The organism is Kribbella sp. VKM Ac-2568, assembly GCF_004345365.1.
Lineage (GTDB): Bacteria > Actinomycetota > Actinomycetes > Propionibacteriales > Kribbellaceae > Kribbella > Kribbella orskensis.
In genome coordinates this window covers 335514-351695 of record NZ_SLVF01000001.1, presented here as the reverse complement: position 1 = coordinate 351695, position 16182 = coordinate 335514, and the positions used below count along the sequence as shown (strand labels likewise).

Genomic DNA, 16182 nt, shown 5'->3' with positions numbered 1-16182 from the left:
GTTCCGGACGGGTCCGGGCCGGATCTTCGGCGTTGTCGCTCAGACGTTCTGCTTCTGCTCGACCATGCACGGCTCGTCCTCGTCGACGTCCTCTTCGAGGCTGCCGCCGTAGCTGAAGGAGACGAAGCCGTCGATCACCAGCACGATGGTCCAGGTCCAGGCCGGCCCCAGCAACGCGTCGTACCCCTGGCCGGACAGCAGGCCGAGAGCAACCATCACCCCGACACCGACGCCGTACGCGAGCACGTGCCGGTACCAGCCGTGGCGCTCCTGCAGGGCCTTCGCCCGGGTCCCCTTGCGCAGCTTGACCGGCCGCGGCCCGCCGGCGAACCGGTACGCCGCCCAGCCGTCCGCCCACTTGAGCGTCTGGTGGCCGAAGCCGACGCTGACCCCGATGAAGATCGCGGCCAGTGAGTGCTTGAACGACGGCTCACCGCCCAGGCGGATGTCGATCACGCTGGCGACCAGCATCACCACGTCGACCAGCGGGACGGCCATCAGCAACGCCATGCCCAGCCTGGGCAGCCGGAACCCGTACCGCGCGATCATCCCGGCGGCGAGCAGGACCCAGAAGCCGATCTCACAGGCGGCGATCACTGCGAGCAGCACGGCGTCCACCTTCCCCTCGTATTTAGTACGATCGTGTTTTCTCGATCGACCATAACACACGTGTGCTAAAAAGAGCAGATGCCCAAGATCGTCGATCACGAGGCCCGCCGCGAGGAGATCGCCCGGGCGCTGTGGCGGGTGGTCCGCCGCGACGGCATCCGCGCCGCCTCGGTCCGCACCGTCGCCGCCGAGGCGGGCTGGTCGGCCGGCGCCGTGCGGTACTACTTCCCGGACCAGGACGGGCTGATCAGCTTCGCGATGGACCTGGTCTCCCGCCGCGTCCGGGACCGGATCAGCGCGCTCCAGCACGAGGGCACCATCACCGAGATCGTGCTGCGGTACCTCGAGGAGGTGATCCCGCTGGACGAGGAGCGGCAGGCCGAGTTCGACATCTGGCTGTCGTTCATGGCGCAGGCCCAGGCCGAGTCGGGCGCCGGCGGGCTGCGCGAACACCTCGGGCCGGTCCAGGACGGTCTGCGCGACCTCTGCCGGTCCCTGGTCACCAGCCTGGCCGAGGCGGACGCAGTACGGGACGACCTCGACGAGGACCTCGAGGTGGAGCGTCTGCACGCCCTGATCGACGGCCTCGCGATGCACGCGTCGATCCAGCCGGACCACACCACACCGGCCCGCGTCCGCGCGATCCTCGGCGCGCACCTGGAATCGTTGCGCGCTTGACGAGCGGGCTCGCTATGTCCGACTAAAGACAAGAATGGACGAGGCCTCACTAAAAGCTTGTCCTGCGTGGCACGATCCCCTCATGGAGACCGAGGGGGTGATCGTCGTCAGCGGGATCACGGCGGCCGGGAAGTCCACCGTCTCCCAGTTGCTCGCCGAGCGTTTCCAGTACGGCGTCCACCTGCGCGGCGACGTGTTCCGCCGGATGATCGTCAGCGGCCAGGCCTCCTCGGCCATCGAGAACGGCGTCGAGGCGCAGAAGCAGCTCAAGCTCAGGTACCGGCTGGCCTGCCAAGCTGCCGACGGCTACGCCCAGGCCGGGTTCACCGTCGTACTGCAGGACGTGGTGATCGGCGAACTGCTGCGTGAGTTCCTCGACGGCATCCAGACCCGGCCGCGGTACCTCGTCGTACTGACCCCGCGACCGGACGTGATCTCGAACCGCCTCGGCTCGGGGTACGAGCACTCGGTCGACGAGCTCGACTACGAGCTGCACGCCTTCACCCCGCGCCGCGGGCTCTGGCTCGACAACTCCGACCTCTCCCCGCACGAAACCGTCGACGCCATCCTCGGCCGCCTCGACGAGGCCCGCTTCGAGTGACTAGTGGTCCCTGCTACCCAAGGGTAGTTTGACTGGATGGCGACCGTGCGGAGGACCTCGTGCAATCTGTGTGAAGCCATCTGCGGCGTGCTCGTGACGGTGGAGGACGGCCACGTCACGGACATCCGGGGCGACGAGTCGGACCCGTTGTCGCGGGGCCACATCTGCCCGAAGGCGGTCGCGTTGCGCGACCTCCAGGAGGACCCGGACCGCCTGACCACCCCGGTACGCCGTACCGCCGACGGGTGGGAGGAGCTCGGCTGGGACGAGGCGTACGAGTTGGTCGCCGCCCAGCTGACCGGGATCCAGAAGGAGCACGGGAAGAACTCCGTCGGGGTCTACCTGGGCAACCCCAACGTCCACAGCCTCGGGGCGCTGACGCACATGCCGACGGCCGTCCGGCAGCTCAGGACCCGCAACCGGTTCAGCGCCACCTCGGTCGACCAACTGCCGCACATGCTGGCGTCACACCTCCTCTACGGGCACCAGTTGATGGTCCCGGTCGCGGACATCGACCGTACGTCGTACCTGCTGATGCTCGGCGCGAACCCGCTCGCCTCCAACGGCAGCATGATGACCGCGCCGGGGTTCGGCCGGCGGCTCAAGGAGGTCCAGAAGCGCGGCGGCCGGGTGGTCGTGATCGACCCGCGCCGGAGCGAGACCGCGGCCGTGGCGGACGAGCACCACTTCGTCCGGCCCGGTACGGACGCGGCATTCCTGCTCGCGCTGATCCATCAGGTGATCGCCGACGGTCACGCCAGGCCCGCGCAGTACGTCGACGGGCTGGATGCGGTGACGGCGGCGACGCGCGAGTGGACGCCCGAGCGGGCGGCGCCGGTGACGGGGATCGACGCGGACACCATCCGCCGGATCGCGCGCGAGTTCGCCGGCGCCGACAAGGCCGCCTGCTACGGACGAGTCGGCGTCTCCACCCAGCAGTTCGGCGCGGTTTGCCAGTGGGCGGTGCAGGTGCTCAACATCATCACCGGCAACCTCGACCGGCCAGGCGGCACGATGATCCCGCGGCCGGCCGTGGACACCCTGCGCGGGATCGCCCGCGGCCACATCGGCGTCTGGAAGAGCCGGGTGCGCGGACTGCCCGAGTTCGGCGGCGAACTGCCCGCATCCGTGATGGCCGAGGAGATCCTGACGCCGGGCGACGGCCAGATCCGGGCGATGGTGACCATCGCGGGCAACCCGGTGCTCTCCACGCCGAACGGCCGCAAGCTCGACGAGGCCCTGGGCACGCTCGACTTCATGGTCTGCGTCGACCCGTACATCAACGAGACCACCCGGCACGCGGACGTGATCCTGCCCCCGACGCCACCGCTCGAACGGGATCACTACGACCTGGCATTCCACCAGCTCGCCGTACGGAACACGGCCCGCTGGAACGACGCCGTACTCCCTCGTCCGCCGGAGGCCCGGCACGACTGGGAGATCTTCCGCGGACTCGGCCTCGCTCTGTTACGCCGTACGCCGAGACGCCGGCGCAAGGTGATCGCGTCGGCGCGGCTGCGGTTGTCGCCGAAGCGGGTCGTCGACCTGGGACTGCGGATCGGGCCGTACCGGTTGTCCGTGGGCAGGTTGCGGAAGTCGCCGGGCGGGATCGACCTCGGGCCGTTGCAGCCTGCCCTGCCAGGCGCCCTTCGCAACAAGACGAAGCGGATCGACCTTGCCCAGCGGATGATTCTCGACGATCTGCCTCGGCTGTCGGCGTTCTTGCTTGCTGGGAGCAACGGGTTGGTGCTGATCGGGCGACGGCACCTACGCAGCAACAACTCGTGGATGCACAACTCGGCTCGGCTGGTGAAGGGCAAGCCGCGGCATCAGTTGTTGATGAATCCGGACGACCTTCTGTCGCATGATCTCAAGGACGGTCAGCTGGTGCATGTCAGCTCGGCGGCGGGATCCGTCGACGTGGAGGTCGCTGCCAGCGAGGACATGATGCCTGGAGTGGTGAGCCTGCCGCACGGGTTCGGTCATGGACGGCCCGGTGCGCGGCTGACGATCGCGAACCAGGTGGCCGGGGCGAGTGCGAACGACGTGACCGATGCCGACCTAACGGACACCCTCGCCGGTACGGCCGCCCTGAACGGCGTACCGGTGAAGGTGACTGCGGCCGCGGCTATCGGTTAGGCGGACCGCGGCTGTCGGTTAGGCGGGCCGGAGCTCTCCCGCACCACCAGGGCGGGCGTCGAGTAGAGGTGCGCGGCGGGTAGCGCGCCGTCGAGCAGGTCGAACAGCCGCTGGGTGACTTCGGCGCCGTAGGCAACGATGTTGTGGCTCATCGCGGTCAGGGTCGGGTGGGTCAGCCGGCACAGGGTCGAGTCGTCCCACGCGACCATCGTGACGTCGTCGGGCGACTTCAACCCCAGGCCGTTCACGACGGACAACCCGGCGACGGCCATCAGGTCATTGTCGTAGATGATCGCCGTCGGCCGGTCGTCGTTCGCCATCAACTCGCGGGTCGCTGCCGCGCCTTCCTCGCCGGAGAAGTCCGTGTGCAGCACCCGCGCATCCAGCCCAAGCCGATGGCTGGCCGCGGCGAAGGCCTGATCCCGGATCCACACATGCCCGTGCTCCGGCGGCCCGGCCACCCGAGCGATCTCCCGGTGCCCGAGCTCCGCGACGTGGCCGACAGCGGCCTCCATTGCGGTCGTCCCGTCGGTCCACACACACGTCATCCCGTCGGCCAGCGCCGGATCACCGACCAGTACCGCCGGCAAGTCGAGCCTCCGCAGCAGCGGGATCCGCGGATCGGCGACTCGCAGATCGACCACGAGCACCCCGTCCACCCGGCGCTCCGCGGCCCACTTCCGGTACGTCGCCATCTCCTCGTCGAGACTGGGCACGACCTGGAGCGCGAGCGCGTATGACTTCTCGCTCAGAACGGACTCCACGCCCCCGACGAAGCCCATGTAGAAAGACTCCTCGCTGAGGGTCTTCGCGGTCCGCGCCAGCACCAGCCCGAAGGTCTCGCTCCGCGCGGCCGAGAGTTGCCGGGCAGCCCGGTTCGGCACCCACTCCAACTCCTCGGCGACCTTGAGCACCCGCGCCCGGGTCGCCTCGGACACCCCCGGCTGGTTGTTCAGCGCATACGACACCGCGCCTTTGGAGACGCCGGCCCGTCTGGCGATCTCCTTGATGGTGATGCGGGCCACAACGGCCTCCTTCAACAGGCAACCCGGACCGTGACGGCGACCCGGCCCTCCCCCATTCTGCGACCTCCCGCCTACACCCTGTCCACAGGTAACCGCTCTCCCCTACTCAGAGCAACCCGTTTTGATCAAACAAACCCCGCGCCCACCGCCCCCGCGACAACCCGGACTGGCCCGAGGTAGGCATCTTCGGCCACCTCAACATGCGCCGTACCAACTGGCTGGGCGTCTCCCGCTGCCGTCTACTCAAGGTCGATGGCCTGGACCTCCACGTAGAAGACCTCGACGCCGTCGACGGCACTCCCGTCCTCGACATCAAGCTCTGGTTCGCAGAGTTCGGCCCCCGCGGCTCGGTCACCCAACCGTCCTGGCCGACCGAGACGCTCACCGACTACTTCGCCCCAGCCTCCAGCGACTAGCTGCCAGGGATCGGGGGGTGGATGCCGTACTTCTCGGCGATGAAGCGCCAGAAGAGTGGGAGGGTTTCGGCGACCGACCGGTCGATGGTGTCATTGCGGCCCATCACGTTCCTGGATCTGCCACCTTGTGCATCACATGAGTGCCGCTGGCCGGGTGCCGTACTCCGGTGGTGCACAAAGTGCTTGGCGTGCCCCGCCGGCCAGTGCGTCTTAGCCGGTGAGTGCTCGCTCAGTCGTGGATCCCGGTTGCTGGCAGGCGGTTGCCGGTTCCCCAAATCCACGACTCGACAGCGTGCGGCGGCTGGGGTCGCCGCCACCGAGGCCGAGGAGATCCGGAGGCCAGGCGCGTCAGCCCTGTCGGATGAGGACGGGGGGTGGCCCTCGACCGGAGGGCGAGGCGGGTAAGCGCTTGCCTTCGGGGGTGGAGACGGCTCAGTGGGTGGTTTTGGGGTGGCCTGGGGGTGGGGTGGTGGGATACGCTGCGGCGAGTTACTTAACCGGTTCGGCTAGGTCGGCCGGAGTGCCTCCCGGGCAGCGGGGTGCTTCGGGGACGAGGAGAGAAAACATGGTCGCAGTGGACAATCTGTCCCTTCAGCTCTACACGGTCCGGTACAAGCTGGAGGAGGACTTCGACGCCACGATGGCCCGCATCGCGGAGATCGGCTACCGCAAGGTGGAGCCGTTCGGTGTGGTCGGGCTGGCGGACAAGCTGGCCGAGGCGCTGCCCAAGTACGGCCTGACGGCTCCCACCACGCACGCTGGTCTGCTGCGTGAGGAGTCCGGCCCGATCTTCGAGGTGGCGAAGAAGCTCGGCATCACCACCGTGATCGACCCGCACGTCGACCCGGCGCGCTGGCAGTCCGCCGACGACATCAAGGCGACGGCGGAAGCGCTGAACAAGGCGGCGGTGGAGGCGGCCGACCACGGCATCACGGTCGGGTACCACAACCACCAGTTCGAGCTGGAGTCCGTGATCGACGGGGTGCACGGCCTGGAGATCCTGGCCGACAACCTGTCCGACGACGTCATCCTCGAGGTCGACACGTACTGGGCCGCGGTCGGCGGCGCCGACGTACCGGCTCTGCTCGGCCGGCTCGGTGACCGGGTCAAGGCGCTGCACGTCAAGGACGGCGACGGCACCCTGAACAACAAGGCGCAGGTCGCGGTGGGCGCCGGCTCCATCAACGTGAACGAGATCCTCGAGGCGTCTCCGGGCACGCTGCGGGTCGTCGAGCTCGACGACTTCGAGGGCGAGATCTTCGACGCGGTGGCGGGCAGCTTCGCCTACCTGACCGGAGAGGATGTTGCATGAGCGCTGTCGGCGTAGGCGTGATCGGCGCCGGAACCATTTCCGACGCCTACCTGAAGAGCATGCAGAGCTTCCCCGACCTGAAGGTGGTCGCGATCGGGGACCTGCGGCCGGAGGCGGCCAAGGCCAAGGCCGAGGAGTACGGCATCGAGGCCCACGGTGGTCCCGAGGCGGTGCTCAGCCACCCGGACGTGGAGATCGTGGTCAACCTGACCATCCCGCTCGCCCACGTCGAGGTCGCCCTCGCGGCCGTCGCCGCGGGCAAGCACGTGTGGAGTGAGAAGCCCTTCTCGCTCGACCAGGAGAGCGGACTCAAGCTGCTCGCGACCGCTCAGGACGCGGGACTCCGGCTGGGCTGCGCTCCGGACACGTTCCTCGGCCCGGGCCTGCAGACCTCCCGGCGGATCATCGAGAAGGGTGACATCGGGGAGCCGCTGACCGCGCTCACCCTGATGCAGTCCCCCGGCCCGGAGTCGTGGCACCCGAACCCGGCCTTTCTGTTCCAGGAGGGCGCGGGCCCGCTGTTCGACATCGGCCCGTACTACCTGACGGCCCTGGTGCAGAGCTTCGGTCCGGTCGCGGCCGTCGCCGGGCTCGGCTCCAAGTCGCGGGAGAAGCGCACGATCGGATCCGGCCCGCTGCAGGGCACGGACTTCGACGTGACGGTTCCGACCCACGTCTCCGCGATCGCCCGGTTCGAGTCGGGGCAGTCCTCGCAGAGCATCTTCAGCTTCGACTCGCCGTTGCCGCGGGCCGGGCTGGTGGAGATCACCGGCGCGGACGCGACCCTGGCTCTGCCGGACCCGAACCGCTTCGACGGCGAGATCAAGATCCGCCGTCGCGGCAGCGAGGACTGGGAGACCGTCGCCAGCACCGAGGCGTCCGCCGAGCGCGGTACCGGAGTACTGGACATGGCGCGGGCGATCCGGGAGGACCGGCCGCACCGGGCCACCGGGGCGCTGGCCTTCCACGTCGTCGACGTGATGGCCTCCATCACCGAGTCGATCGAGACGGGCGCCTTCGTGGACGTCACCAGCACTGTCCAGATCCCCGCCGTCCTGCCGGACGACTGGGACGTGCACGCCTCGACCATCTGATGATCGAAGAACTCCTGGATCCCCGGCGGACCGTCGTGTTCGCCGGGGACTCCGTGACCGACTGCGGCCGCCGGGAGGATCCGCGGGGCCTGGGCGATGGCTATGTCCGGGACCTGTTCGATTCCCTCGGCCCGCAGCGGCCGCGGATCGTGAACGTCGGCATCAGCGGCAATCGCGCCGCCGATCTCGAGGCACGCTGGCAGACCGATGCCCTCGCGCACCAGCCGGACGTGGTGTCCGTGCTGATCGGCATCAACGACACCTGGCGCCGGTATGACAAGAACGACCCGACCTCGACCGAGTCGTTCGAGCGGTCCTACCGGGCCCTGCTCGAACCGGTACAGGCGAAACTGATCCTGGTCGAGCCGTTCCTGCTCGCGGTCAAGGACGACCAGGACGCCTGGCGGGAAGACCTGGACCCGAAGATCGAGGTCGTCCGCCGGCTGGCTTCGGAGTACGGCGCTGTGCTGGTGCCGGCCGATGTCGAGTTCAACCGGCAGGCAGCAGTTGTCGGGGCGACCACGCTCGCCGATGACGGCGTCCATCCGACGGCCGCCGGACACCGGCTGCTCGCCGATCTCTGGCAGCGCACCATTTCCTGATCACGCCGACAGCAGGCCGGCAGACCTCGTCGCGGCAATCAAGTAAACCGGTCAAGCACCCCTCCCCCGAAAGAGATCCGTCTGTGAAATCCACTCTCAGGACTGTCCCGCTGACCACCGCAGGCGGTGCCGCTTGGACCGTGCGGGCGGTCGATGGCCCGGTGCCGGAGGGGCAGGGCGACCTGCCGACGACGCCGGTCGCCGCCACCGTCCCCGGCGAGGTGCACACCGACCTGCTGACGGCGGGCGTGATTCCGGATCCGTTCGACGGGGACAACGAGGGCAAGCTCGCCTGGATCGGCCTGACCAGCTGGACCTACCGCACGGTCTTCGACTGGGCCGACGACCAGCAGGCCGTCCAGGATCTCGTTGCCGAGGGCCTCGACACGGCCGCCACGGTGACGCTGAACGGCACGGAGCTCGGCCGCACCTGCAACCAGCACCGCTCGTACCGGTTCGACGTCACCGGACTCCTCATTGCTGAGGGCAATGAGCTGGTGATCGAGTTCGCCTCCCCGGTGGCGACCGCGAACCGGCTGTCCGAGGAGTCCGGCCTCTGGCCGCACACGAACCTCCATCCCTACAACGCGATCCGCAAGATGGCGAGCAACTTCGGCTGGGACTGGGGACCGGACGTGGCCACCGTCGGGATCTGGCGGCCGATCCGGATCGAGTCGTGGACCGGCGTACGGATCGACTCGGTGCGGCCGCTCGCCGGCCTCGAGGAGGACCGCGGTGTGCTGGACACCAAGGTCGCTCTCGCCTGGTCGGAAGGCTTCTCCACCGACGCCACCATCACCGTCGAGGTCGGCGGCACCACGAACCAGGTGACCGTCCCGGCCGGCTCCACCGAGGCCACGGTCACCTCGACTGTCGACGCGGTCGACCGCTGGTACCCACGCGGGTACGGCGACCAGCCGTTGTACGACGTGACCGTGTCCCTCGCGGCGAACTCGCAGTCCGCCGGGTGGCAGGGCCGGGTCGGGTTCCGCACGATCACCATGAACGTAGCCCCCGACGAGAACGGCGGCCCGTTCGTCCTGTCGGTCAATGGCAAGCCTGTCTACGTGCGCGGCGCGAACTGGATCCCTGACGACGCCTTCGTCACCAGGCTGAGCCGCGAGACCTACGAACACGGCATCCGCGACGCCATCGACGCGAACATGAACCTCCTTCGCGTCTGGGGCGGCGGCATCTACGAGAGCGACGACTTCTACGACGTCTGCGACGAGCTCGGCGTACTCGTCTGGCAGGACTTCCTCTTCGCCTGCGCCGCGTACTCCGAGGAGGAGCCCCTGCGAGGCGAGGTGGAGGCCGAGGCGCGGCAGGCCGTCACCCGGCTGAGCCGGCACGCCAGCCTCGCGCTCTGGAACGGCAACAACGAGAACATCTGGGGGTACGTCGAGTGGGGCTGGCGCGCTCCGCTGGCCGGACGCACCTGGGGCGAGGGGTACTACTTCGACCTGCTCCCGGCCATCGTGGCCGAGCTCGACCCCCGGACGCCGTACAGCGCGGGCAGCCCGTTCTCGTACGACCGGTACATCCACCCGAACGACGAGCGCAACGGCACCATGCACATCTGGGACGTCTGGAACCAGGTGGACTACTCGACGTACCGCAAGTACAAGCCGCGGTTCGTCTCCGAGTTCGGCTTCCAGGGGCCGCCCGCCTGGTCGACGTTGACGTCGGTGGTGCACGACCAGCCGCTCGACCCGTACGGCGAGCAGATGCTCGTGCACCAGAAGGCGTTCGAGGGCAACCTCAAGCTGGAGCGGGGACTCGGCGAGCACCTGCCGAAGTGGAGGGACATCGACGACTGGCACTGGACCACCCAGCTGAACCAGGCCCGGGCGGTTGCCTACGGCATCGAACACTTCCGCAGCCTGTTCCCGCTGAACACCGGCGCGATCGTCTGGCAGCTGAACGACAACTGGCCGGTCGTCTCCTGGGCCGCCGTCGACGGGCACGGCATCCGCAAGCCGCTGTGGTTCGCCCTGCGGCGCGTGTACGCCGATCGCCTGCTGACGGTGCAGCCTCGCGAGGACGGCCCGGTGGTTGCCGCTCACAACGACACGGATGTTGCCTGGAGCACCGAGGTGACGGTGTCCCGGCGCAGTACCGCGAAGGGCGGTGAGGTGCTGGCCAGCGAGACTTTCGCCCTCGAGGTCCCGGCTCGCTCGGCAGTGCTCAACTCGCTGCCGGCGTCGGTTGCCACGGCCGGTGAGCTGGCGACCGAGTACGTGGAGGTCCGGGCCGCCGACGGCGCGTCGGCGTACTGGTACTTCGTGGAGGACACCGCGCTGAAGCTGGACGGGGACGCCTACACCGCGGAGGTGGCCGGCACCGAGAACGGCTACGACGTCACGGTGACGGCGACCGCGCTCACCAAGGACCTGGCGCTGTTCCCGGACCGGCTGGAGGCCTCGGCCCGGGTCGACAGCGGCCTGATCACCCTGAACGCGGGCCAGTCGCACACCTTCCACGTGACCCGCGCGTCCACCCCGGCCGGCGCGCTCGGCGTACCGGTGCTGCGATCGGCGAACGACCTGCTGACCTGATGACAGGCCCCCCAGGACGGGCCGGCCGCCGACAACTGGGGCATCCAACGCCTCAACCTCGTCGTGGAGTAGTCAGTCGCGACCAGGCATCGCGACGGCGAGAGAGTTGCGGCGGCAAGCGTCGGCCAGCCGGTCGTCATAGGTGACGACGAGGTCGGCGTCGATCAACACGGCCGTCGCAAGGTGAATTGCGTCGAGGCTCCGCAACACCAGCGGCTCTATCCGGCGGGCAACGCTGATGACCTCGGCTGTCATCGACCGTTCGTCGATTCCGGACATCGCTCCGTCGATCAGATCGGCGGTATCGGTCGACGACTTGGCGCGCGCCAGCACCACGCGGGACACCTCGACCCAGGCGAGCGAAGACGACGCCAGGAGGTCGGCTTGCTGGTAATGCGCATCGAGGAAGTCGACCAGCTCGTCGGACTCCTCCTCCACGATCACCCGCTTGATCAGTGCGCTGCTATCCACGTACACGCGCATCAGAAACGGTCGTCCCGATCGAGCAGGTCGAGACTGGTGGTGCCCTTCGGGAGCCGGAGCCGGGGCACCACCCTGCGATAGGCCACCCGCGCCGGACGCACAACTTGCGCGGCCCTCGCCTGGTCGCGATCGCTTGCAGGCTGCTCGCCGTCTACCAGGTGCAGGTGGCGATCGACAGCTTCCCGGAGGATTTCCTGCTGCGACCTGCCGGTCCGCTCAGCCTCGGCCTGGAGCGCCGACGCTGCTTCGGGGGTGAGTCTCAGGTTCGTGGCCATGATCTGATGGTACCGCAGTCGGTACCATCAGTGGCACCAACCTCTCCTAGATACGGAGTGCTTCGAGGTGGGAAGCGAGGAGGACGAGCAGCCGCTTGTGGGTGAACAGTCTCGGGTCGAAGAGGGCCTGTACTACGAGGCCGTGGGTGAAGGCGGCTAGGGCTGCTACCAGGTCATCCGGGTCACCTGGTGGCAGGTCGCCGTCGTTCTGGGCCTCGACGACGAAGGGCTTCAGGCGGGACCGCCAGCGTTTGTAGCGGGCCTTCTCCAGCGCGTGCAGCTCGGGATCGGCCAGGGCGGCGTCCCAGGAGCTCACCCAGACGCGGTTGATCTCGGTTCCTTCTGGAGTCAACGGCAGTACTGCGGCCAGCGCCTGCCGCAGCGCTTCCAAGCCGTGAACACCCTCGAGAGATGGCACGAGGGCACGGGTATGGGCCTCCGCGACCTCCAGTGCGTGCACGATCAGCGCCTGCTTGGACGGGAAGTAGTGCGTCACCAGGCCTGTGGTCGCGCCTAGCTCGGCCGCGACCGCGCGCAAGGTCAGCCCGCCGAAGCCTTGAGCGGCGAGCACCCGCCCGACCGCGGCCGACACGTCCCGCCGCCTGGCGTCGTGGTCCGTCTTCGCCGGCATCGCTTATCTCCTCCTCCGGGGATCTCAGTAGAAGCTCAACAAGTACAGGGTTATAGTACGTACCGAACGTTTGTTATGTACTCGGGGGAGGCCGCCTTGTTCGCGTCGAAGATCACCGAGAATGCCGAGCTCCGCCCGCTCGAGCCGTGGCAGGCGGCCGAGTTCCTGGCGCACGTGGACAAGGCCCGCGCCAACATCGAGCCGTACATCCCCTGGGGCGAGGTGGTCGTCGACGAGGAGAAGGCGCGGAACTTCCTCGAGCGGTACGCGAAGCGCCAGGCGGCCGACGAGGGCCGGATCTACGGCATCTGGCTGGAAGGGGTACTCGTCGGCGGACTGCTGTTCCGCACCTTCGAGGCCGCCTGGGGCAGCTGCGAGATCGGCGTCTGGCTGTCGGCCGAGGCGGAGGGCCACGGCCTCATCACCCGCGCCGCGCAACAGCTGGTCGACTGGGCGATCGAAACCCGCGGGATGACCCGGGTCGAGTGGCGGTGCGTACCGGCGAACACCCGCAGCGTCGCGGTCGCCCAGCGGCTCGGGATGACCCTGGAGGGCACCCTCCGCCAGGCGTTCCCGTACCGCGGCGAACTGCACGACGTACAGGTCTGGTCCATCCTCAGCGACGAGTGGCCCCACCGCCCCTGGGCCTGACGCCTGGGCCTGAGGCCTGGGTCTGACCCCTGGGTCCCGCTGACCCGAACCGGTCGCGTGCGACCCTGGGGGCGATGACCACGACCGCTGACTCGCGCTCCCGGGGCCGGAGCCTGCGCCGGAACACCCTAGGCATCGGGTCGTCCACGGCCATCGGGATCGCTTCCACCGCTCCGGCGTACTCACTGGCCGTGTCGGTCGGGTTGCTCGTCGGGTACGTCGGCGCCGCCGCTCCGCTGCTGCTCGCGGTCAGCGCGATCCCGGTGGTTCTGGTGGCCCTGTGCTTCCGCGAGCTGAACCGGGCCGAGCCGGACTGCGGTACGACGTTCCCGTGGACCGAGAAGGCGTTCGGGCTCGGCATCGGCCGGATGGTCGGGTGGACCACGGTGATGGCGTGCGTGCTCGTGATGAGCAACCTCGCCCAGGTGGCCGCCGTCTACACCTACGACCTGCTCGGTCTCAACAGCGCGGCGGACTCCCGGCTCGCGCAGGCCGCCCTGGGCACGGTGTTCATCCTCGGCATGGCCCTGCTCGCCTACCGCGGCATCAGGATCGCCGCCTGGACCCAGCTGATCCTGCTGAGCGTGGAGGTCTTGGCGCTGCTGTGGTTCGTGATCAACGCCTTCCGGGAGGCCGGCACCCTCCGCATCCCGGCGTTCTCGGAGACCGGCGAGGGCGCCTGGGCCGCCGGGGTTCTGGTCGCCGTATTCCTGTACTGGGGCTGGGACTCCTCCTTCAGCGTCAACGAGGAGTCGCGCGACCCCCGCCGTACTCCGGCCATCGCAGCGCTGATCGCGAACGCCTTCCTGATCGTGATGTACGTCGTGGTCGCGTGGGCCGCGATCGCGTACGCCGGGGTGGACCCGCTGACGGAGATCGCCGACGACGACTTCTTCGCGAGCCTGAGCACGGATCTCCTCGGCACGGCCGGCGGCAAGGTCCTGATCGGCGCGGTGCTGGTGTCCGCCCTGGCCTCGACCCAGACGACGATCCTGCCGACGGCCCGGACGATGTTGTCGATGGCCCGGCGGGACGCGTTCCCCGGGCAGTTCGCCCGGATCTCCGCCCGCTACCAGACACCCAGCGTGTCCACCTGGGTGTTCGCGGCAGCCAGCGTGCTCATCTACGTGACACTCGTGCTCACGTCGGACGCGGTACTGGCCGACTCTGTCGCGGCGGTATCCGTGCTGGTGTCGCTGTACTACGTGGCCACGGCGCTCGCCGTACCGGTGTACTTCAGCGGGGCGATCCGGGGGCGGGTATTGCAGCGTGCGGTGATCCCGCTCATCGCGGCCGGCTCCTTCGTCGTCGTGCTCGTGCTGGCCGTCGCGGACGTCGGCACCGGTCCCCTGGTTGTCGTGGGTGTCACGATGGTCGTGGGCGCCGTCATCATGTTCTCGATGAAGCCGCCCGCCGAAGGGGAAGGGCGATGACCCAACAGAGGTCGCAGGCAGGCAAGTCGCAGGCAGGCAAGCGGAGGATGCGGAGCGCGGGCATCACGCTCGGGCTGACCGCTCTGGTCGCCGCGTCCCTGACCGGGTGCTCCAACGACGAGGACCAGCCGGACTACGCGGCGATCTGCGTCGACCCGCAGACGCAGGAGCGCACCGACGACGGCAACTGCAAGGACGACCGGGAGTACCACGGCTCCGGCGCGGGCTTCTTCTGGTTCTACATGGCCACACGCGGCAACGCCTTCGTGCCACCGATCGGCGGCCGCTACAACACCGCCGATGGCTCCTACACCACCGCCGGCCTGCGCGGCGCCGCGGGCGGTACTGCGACCGTCAAGCGCGGCGGGCTCGACACCAAGGGCGGCAACATCGGCACCATCACCCGCGGCGGCTTCGGCAAGGCGGGCAAGGGGGGCTCCGGCGGCTGATGTGGCGTCACTCGATCAAGCCCCGCCCGGACTGGAAGGACAAGGTCGTCGAGCAGGGCCTGGTCTTCCCGATGACCGACATGCCCGACGGCAGCGAGCGGCCGTACTGGAACGAGAGCGCCTGGTACGAGGTGACGCTGGAGGAGGTCCTGCACCTCGAACGCGTCACCGAGGAGCTGTACGAGATGTGCAAGCACGCCGCCTCGGTGATGGCCTCGGGCGACAGGTTCAGCGACGCCCAGCTCGGCCTCGCCTCCGGCACCTTGCCGCTGGTCCGGGAGTCGCTGAAGCGGGATGACCTGTCGGTGTACGCGCGGTTCGACCTGGCCTGGAACGGGATCGAGCCGAAGATGCTCGAGATCAACGGTGACACCCCGACCGGTCTGCTGGAGTCCGCGGTGATCCAGTGGAACTGGCTGGAGGACGTGTTCCCCGACGCCGACCAGTGGAACTCGGTGCACGACCGGCTGGTCAAGTGGTGGGCCGAGAAGCTCGCGGCAGGCCGCTTCCCGGGGAACGAGGCTCACTTCTTCAACTCAGGAGCCGAGACCAGCGGCGAAGAGGCGATGACGGTGGCCTACCTGCGCGATACCGCGGCGATGGCGGGACTGGCGACGTACGGGCATGAGATCGAGGACCTCGGCTGGGAGTCGGAGCAGCGCGCGTTCGTGGACTGGGGCGGGCGGCGGATCCGGACCGCGTTCAAGCTCTACCCGTGGGAAGACATGCTCGACGACGAGTTCGGCCGGTACGTGCTGGCCGGGGTCGAGCGGGAGCCGGTGCAGTGGATCGAGCCGATCTGGAAGACGATGCTGTCCACCAAGGCGATCCTGCCGGTGCTGTGGGAGCTCTACCCGGACCACCCGAACCTGCTGCCGGCGTACTTCGACTCGCCGGGTGACCTGCTCGAGTGGGTGGCCAAGCCGCTGCACGGACGCGAGGGCAGCAACATCCAGATCCACACCATCGCCTCGACCGACGACCACGTGCACGAGGGCCCGTACGACACCTCGACGATGGTCTACCAGGAGTGGCACCCGCTCCCGTCGTACGAGGGCAACCGCGCGGTGATCGGCAGCTGGGTGGTCGACGGCGTGGCCGCCGGGATGATGGTGCGCGAGTCCGACGGGCCGATCACCGACTACTACGCCCGGTTCGTCCCGCACGCGATCGGCACGGAGGCCCGGCCGGACGAGGAGACCATCCAGGCCTGGCTCGCGGAGTAA

Annotated in this window: 16 protein-coding genes and 1 pseudogene; 12 read left to right on the top strand and 5 right to left on the bottom strand. The window is 68.8% G+C overall.

Annotated elements, in window-relative coordinates:
* Positions 1 to 39 precede the first annotated feature (39 nt).
* Positions 40 to 609, bottom strand: a complete 570-nt coding sequence (locus EV648_RS01665) for a 2TM domain-containing protein (protein WP_132284306.1) — start codon at positions 607 to 609, stop codon at positions 40 to 42.
* Between the two features lie 78 nt (positions 610 to 687).
* On the opposite strand from EV648_RS01665, the gene EV648_RS01660 reads away from it, so the two are divergent.
* The 3 genes from EV648_RS01660 (at position 688) to EV648_RS01650 (ending at position 4027) form a co-directional block, all read left to right on the top strand.
* Positions 688 to 1287 (top strand): TetR/AcrR family transcriptional regulator, encoded by a 600-nt coding sequence (locus EV648_RS01660; RefSeq protein WP_132284304.1) that lies wholly within the window; start codon positions 688 to 690, stop codon positions 1285 to 1287.
* 82 nt (positions 1288 to 1369) lie between these two features.
* Positions 1370 to 1888, top strand: coding sequence for an AAA family ATPase (locus tag EV648_RS01655; protein ID WP_132284302.1), 519 nt, complete (start codon positions 1370 to 1372; stop codon positions 1886 to 1888).
* A gap of 36 nt (positions 1889 to 1924) precedes the next feature.
* Complete coding sequence (locus EV648_RS01650; RefSeq protein ID WP_132284300.1) at positions 1925 to 4027, top strand: molybdopterin-dependent oxidoreductase; 2103 nt, start codon at positions 1925 to 1927, stop codon at positions 4025 to 4027.
* Here the strand turns inward: EV648_RS01650 and EV648_RS01645 are convergent.
* The gene (locus EV648_RS01645) at positions 4024 to 5052 is read right to left on the bottom strand and encodes a LacI family DNA-binding transcriptional regulator (RefSeq protein ID WP_132284298.1); all 1029 of its coding nucleotides are present in this window, start codon (positions 5050 to 5052) and stop codon (positions 4024 to 4026) included. The two genes, EV648_RS01650 and EV648_RS01645, sit on opposite strands and share 4 nt — an antisense overlap.
* A gap of 161 nt (positions 5053 to 5213) precedes the next feature.
* On the opposite strand from EV648_RS01645, the pseudogene EV648_RS01640 reads away from it, so the two are divergent.
* From EV648_RS01640 to EV648_RS01620, 5 genes and pseudogenes are all read left to right on the top strand, one after another.
* Positions 5214 to 5468 (top strand): annotated as a pseudogene (locus tag EV648_RS01640) (TrmO family methyltransferase); the annotation flags it as partial.
* Positions 5469 to 6033: 565 nt separating this feature from the next.
* Positions 6034 to 6780, top strand: a complete 747-nt coding sequence (locus EV648_RS01635) for a sugar phosphate isomerase/epimerase (protein WP_132284296.1) — start codon at positions 6034 to 6036, stop codon at positions 6778 to 6780.
* Complete coding sequence (locus EV648_RS01630) at positions 6777 to 7874, top strand: Gfo/Idh/MocA family protein (RefSeq protein ID WP_132284294.1); 1098 nt, start codon at positions 6777 to 6779, stop codon at positions 7872 to 7874. Before EV648_RS01635 ends, EV648_RS01630 begins: the two co-directional genes overlap by 4 nt.
* Positions 7874 to 8476, top strand: coding sequence for an SGNH/GDSL hydrolase family protein (locus EV648_RS01625; RefSeq protein ID WP_132284292.1), 603 nt, complete (start codon positions 7874 to 7876; stop codon positions 8474 to 8476). Before EV648_RS01630 ends, EV648_RS01625 begins: the two co-directional genes overlap by 1 nt.
* Before the next feature lie 83 nt (positions 8477 to 8559).
* Positions 8560 to 11034: a glycoside hydrolase family 2 protein gene (locus EV648_RS01620; protein ID WP_241994810.1), complete on the top strand. Its 2475-nt coding sequence runs from the start codon at positions 8560 to 8562 to the stop codon at positions 11032 to 11034.
* 72 nt (positions 11035 to 11106) lie between these two features.
* Here the strand turns inward: EV648_RS01620 and EV648_RS01615 are convergent, their stop codons facing one another.
* From EV648_RS01615 to EV648_RS01605, 3 genes are read right to left on the bottom strand one after another with little or no spacing between them, the layout of a single operon-like run.
* On the bottom strand, positions 11107 to 11517 hold the full coding sequence (locus EV648_RS01615) for a type II toxin-antitoxin system VapC family toxin (RefSeq protein WP_132284290.1): 411 nt from the start codon (positions 11515 to 11517) through the stop codon (positions 11107 to 11109).
* Positions 11517 to 11792: a ribbon-helix-helix protein, CopG family gene (locus tag EV648_RS01610; RefSeq protein ID WP_132284288.1), complete on the bottom strand. Its 276-nt coding sequence runs from the start codon at positions 11790 to 11792 to the stop codon at positions 11517 to 11519. Before EV648_RS01610 ends, EV648_RS01615 begins: the two co-directional genes overlap by 1 nt.
* 46 nt (positions 11793 to 11838) lie before the next feature.
* The gene (locus EV648_RS01605; RefSeq protein WP_132284286.1) at positions 11839 to 12423 is read right to left on the bottom strand and encodes a TetR/AcrR family transcriptional regulator; all 585 of its coding nucleotides are present in this window, start codon (positions 12421 to 12423) and stop codon (positions 11839 to 11841) included.
* A 96-nt stretch (positions 12424 to 12519) separates the two neighbouring features.
* On the opposite strand from EV648_RS01605, the gene EV648_RS01600 reads away from it, so the two are divergent.
* From EV648_RS01600 to EV648_RS01585, 4 genes are all read left to right on the top strand, one after another.
* On the top strand, positions 12520 to 13074 hold the full coding sequence (locus EV648_RS01600; RefSeq protein WP_132284284.1) for a GNAT family N-acetyltransferase: 555 nt from the start codon (positions 12520 to 12522) through the stop codon (positions 13072 to 13074).
* Positions 13075 to 13148: 74 nt separating this feature from the next.
* Complete coding sequence (locus EV648_RS01595; RefSeq protein ID WP_241994808.1) at positions 13149 to 14507, top strand: APC family permease; 1359 nt, start codon at positions 13149 to 13151, stop codon at positions 14505 to 14507.
* Positions 14504 to 14956 (top strand): hypothetical protein, encoded by a 453-nt coding sequence (locus EV648_RS01590; protein WP_241994807.1) that lies wholly within the window; start codon positions 14504 to 14506, stop codon positions 14954 to 14956. The genes EV648_RS01595 and EV648_RS01590 overlap by 4 nt, the downstream gene beginning before the upstream one ends.
* Positions 14956 to 16182: a glutathionylspermidine synthase family protein gene (locus EV648_RS01585; protein ID WP_132284282.1), complete on the top strand. Its 1227-nt coding sequence runs from the start codon at positions 14956 to 14958 to the stop codon at positions 16180 to 16182. Before EV648_RS01590 ends, EV648_RS01585 begins: the two co-directional genes overlap by 1 nt.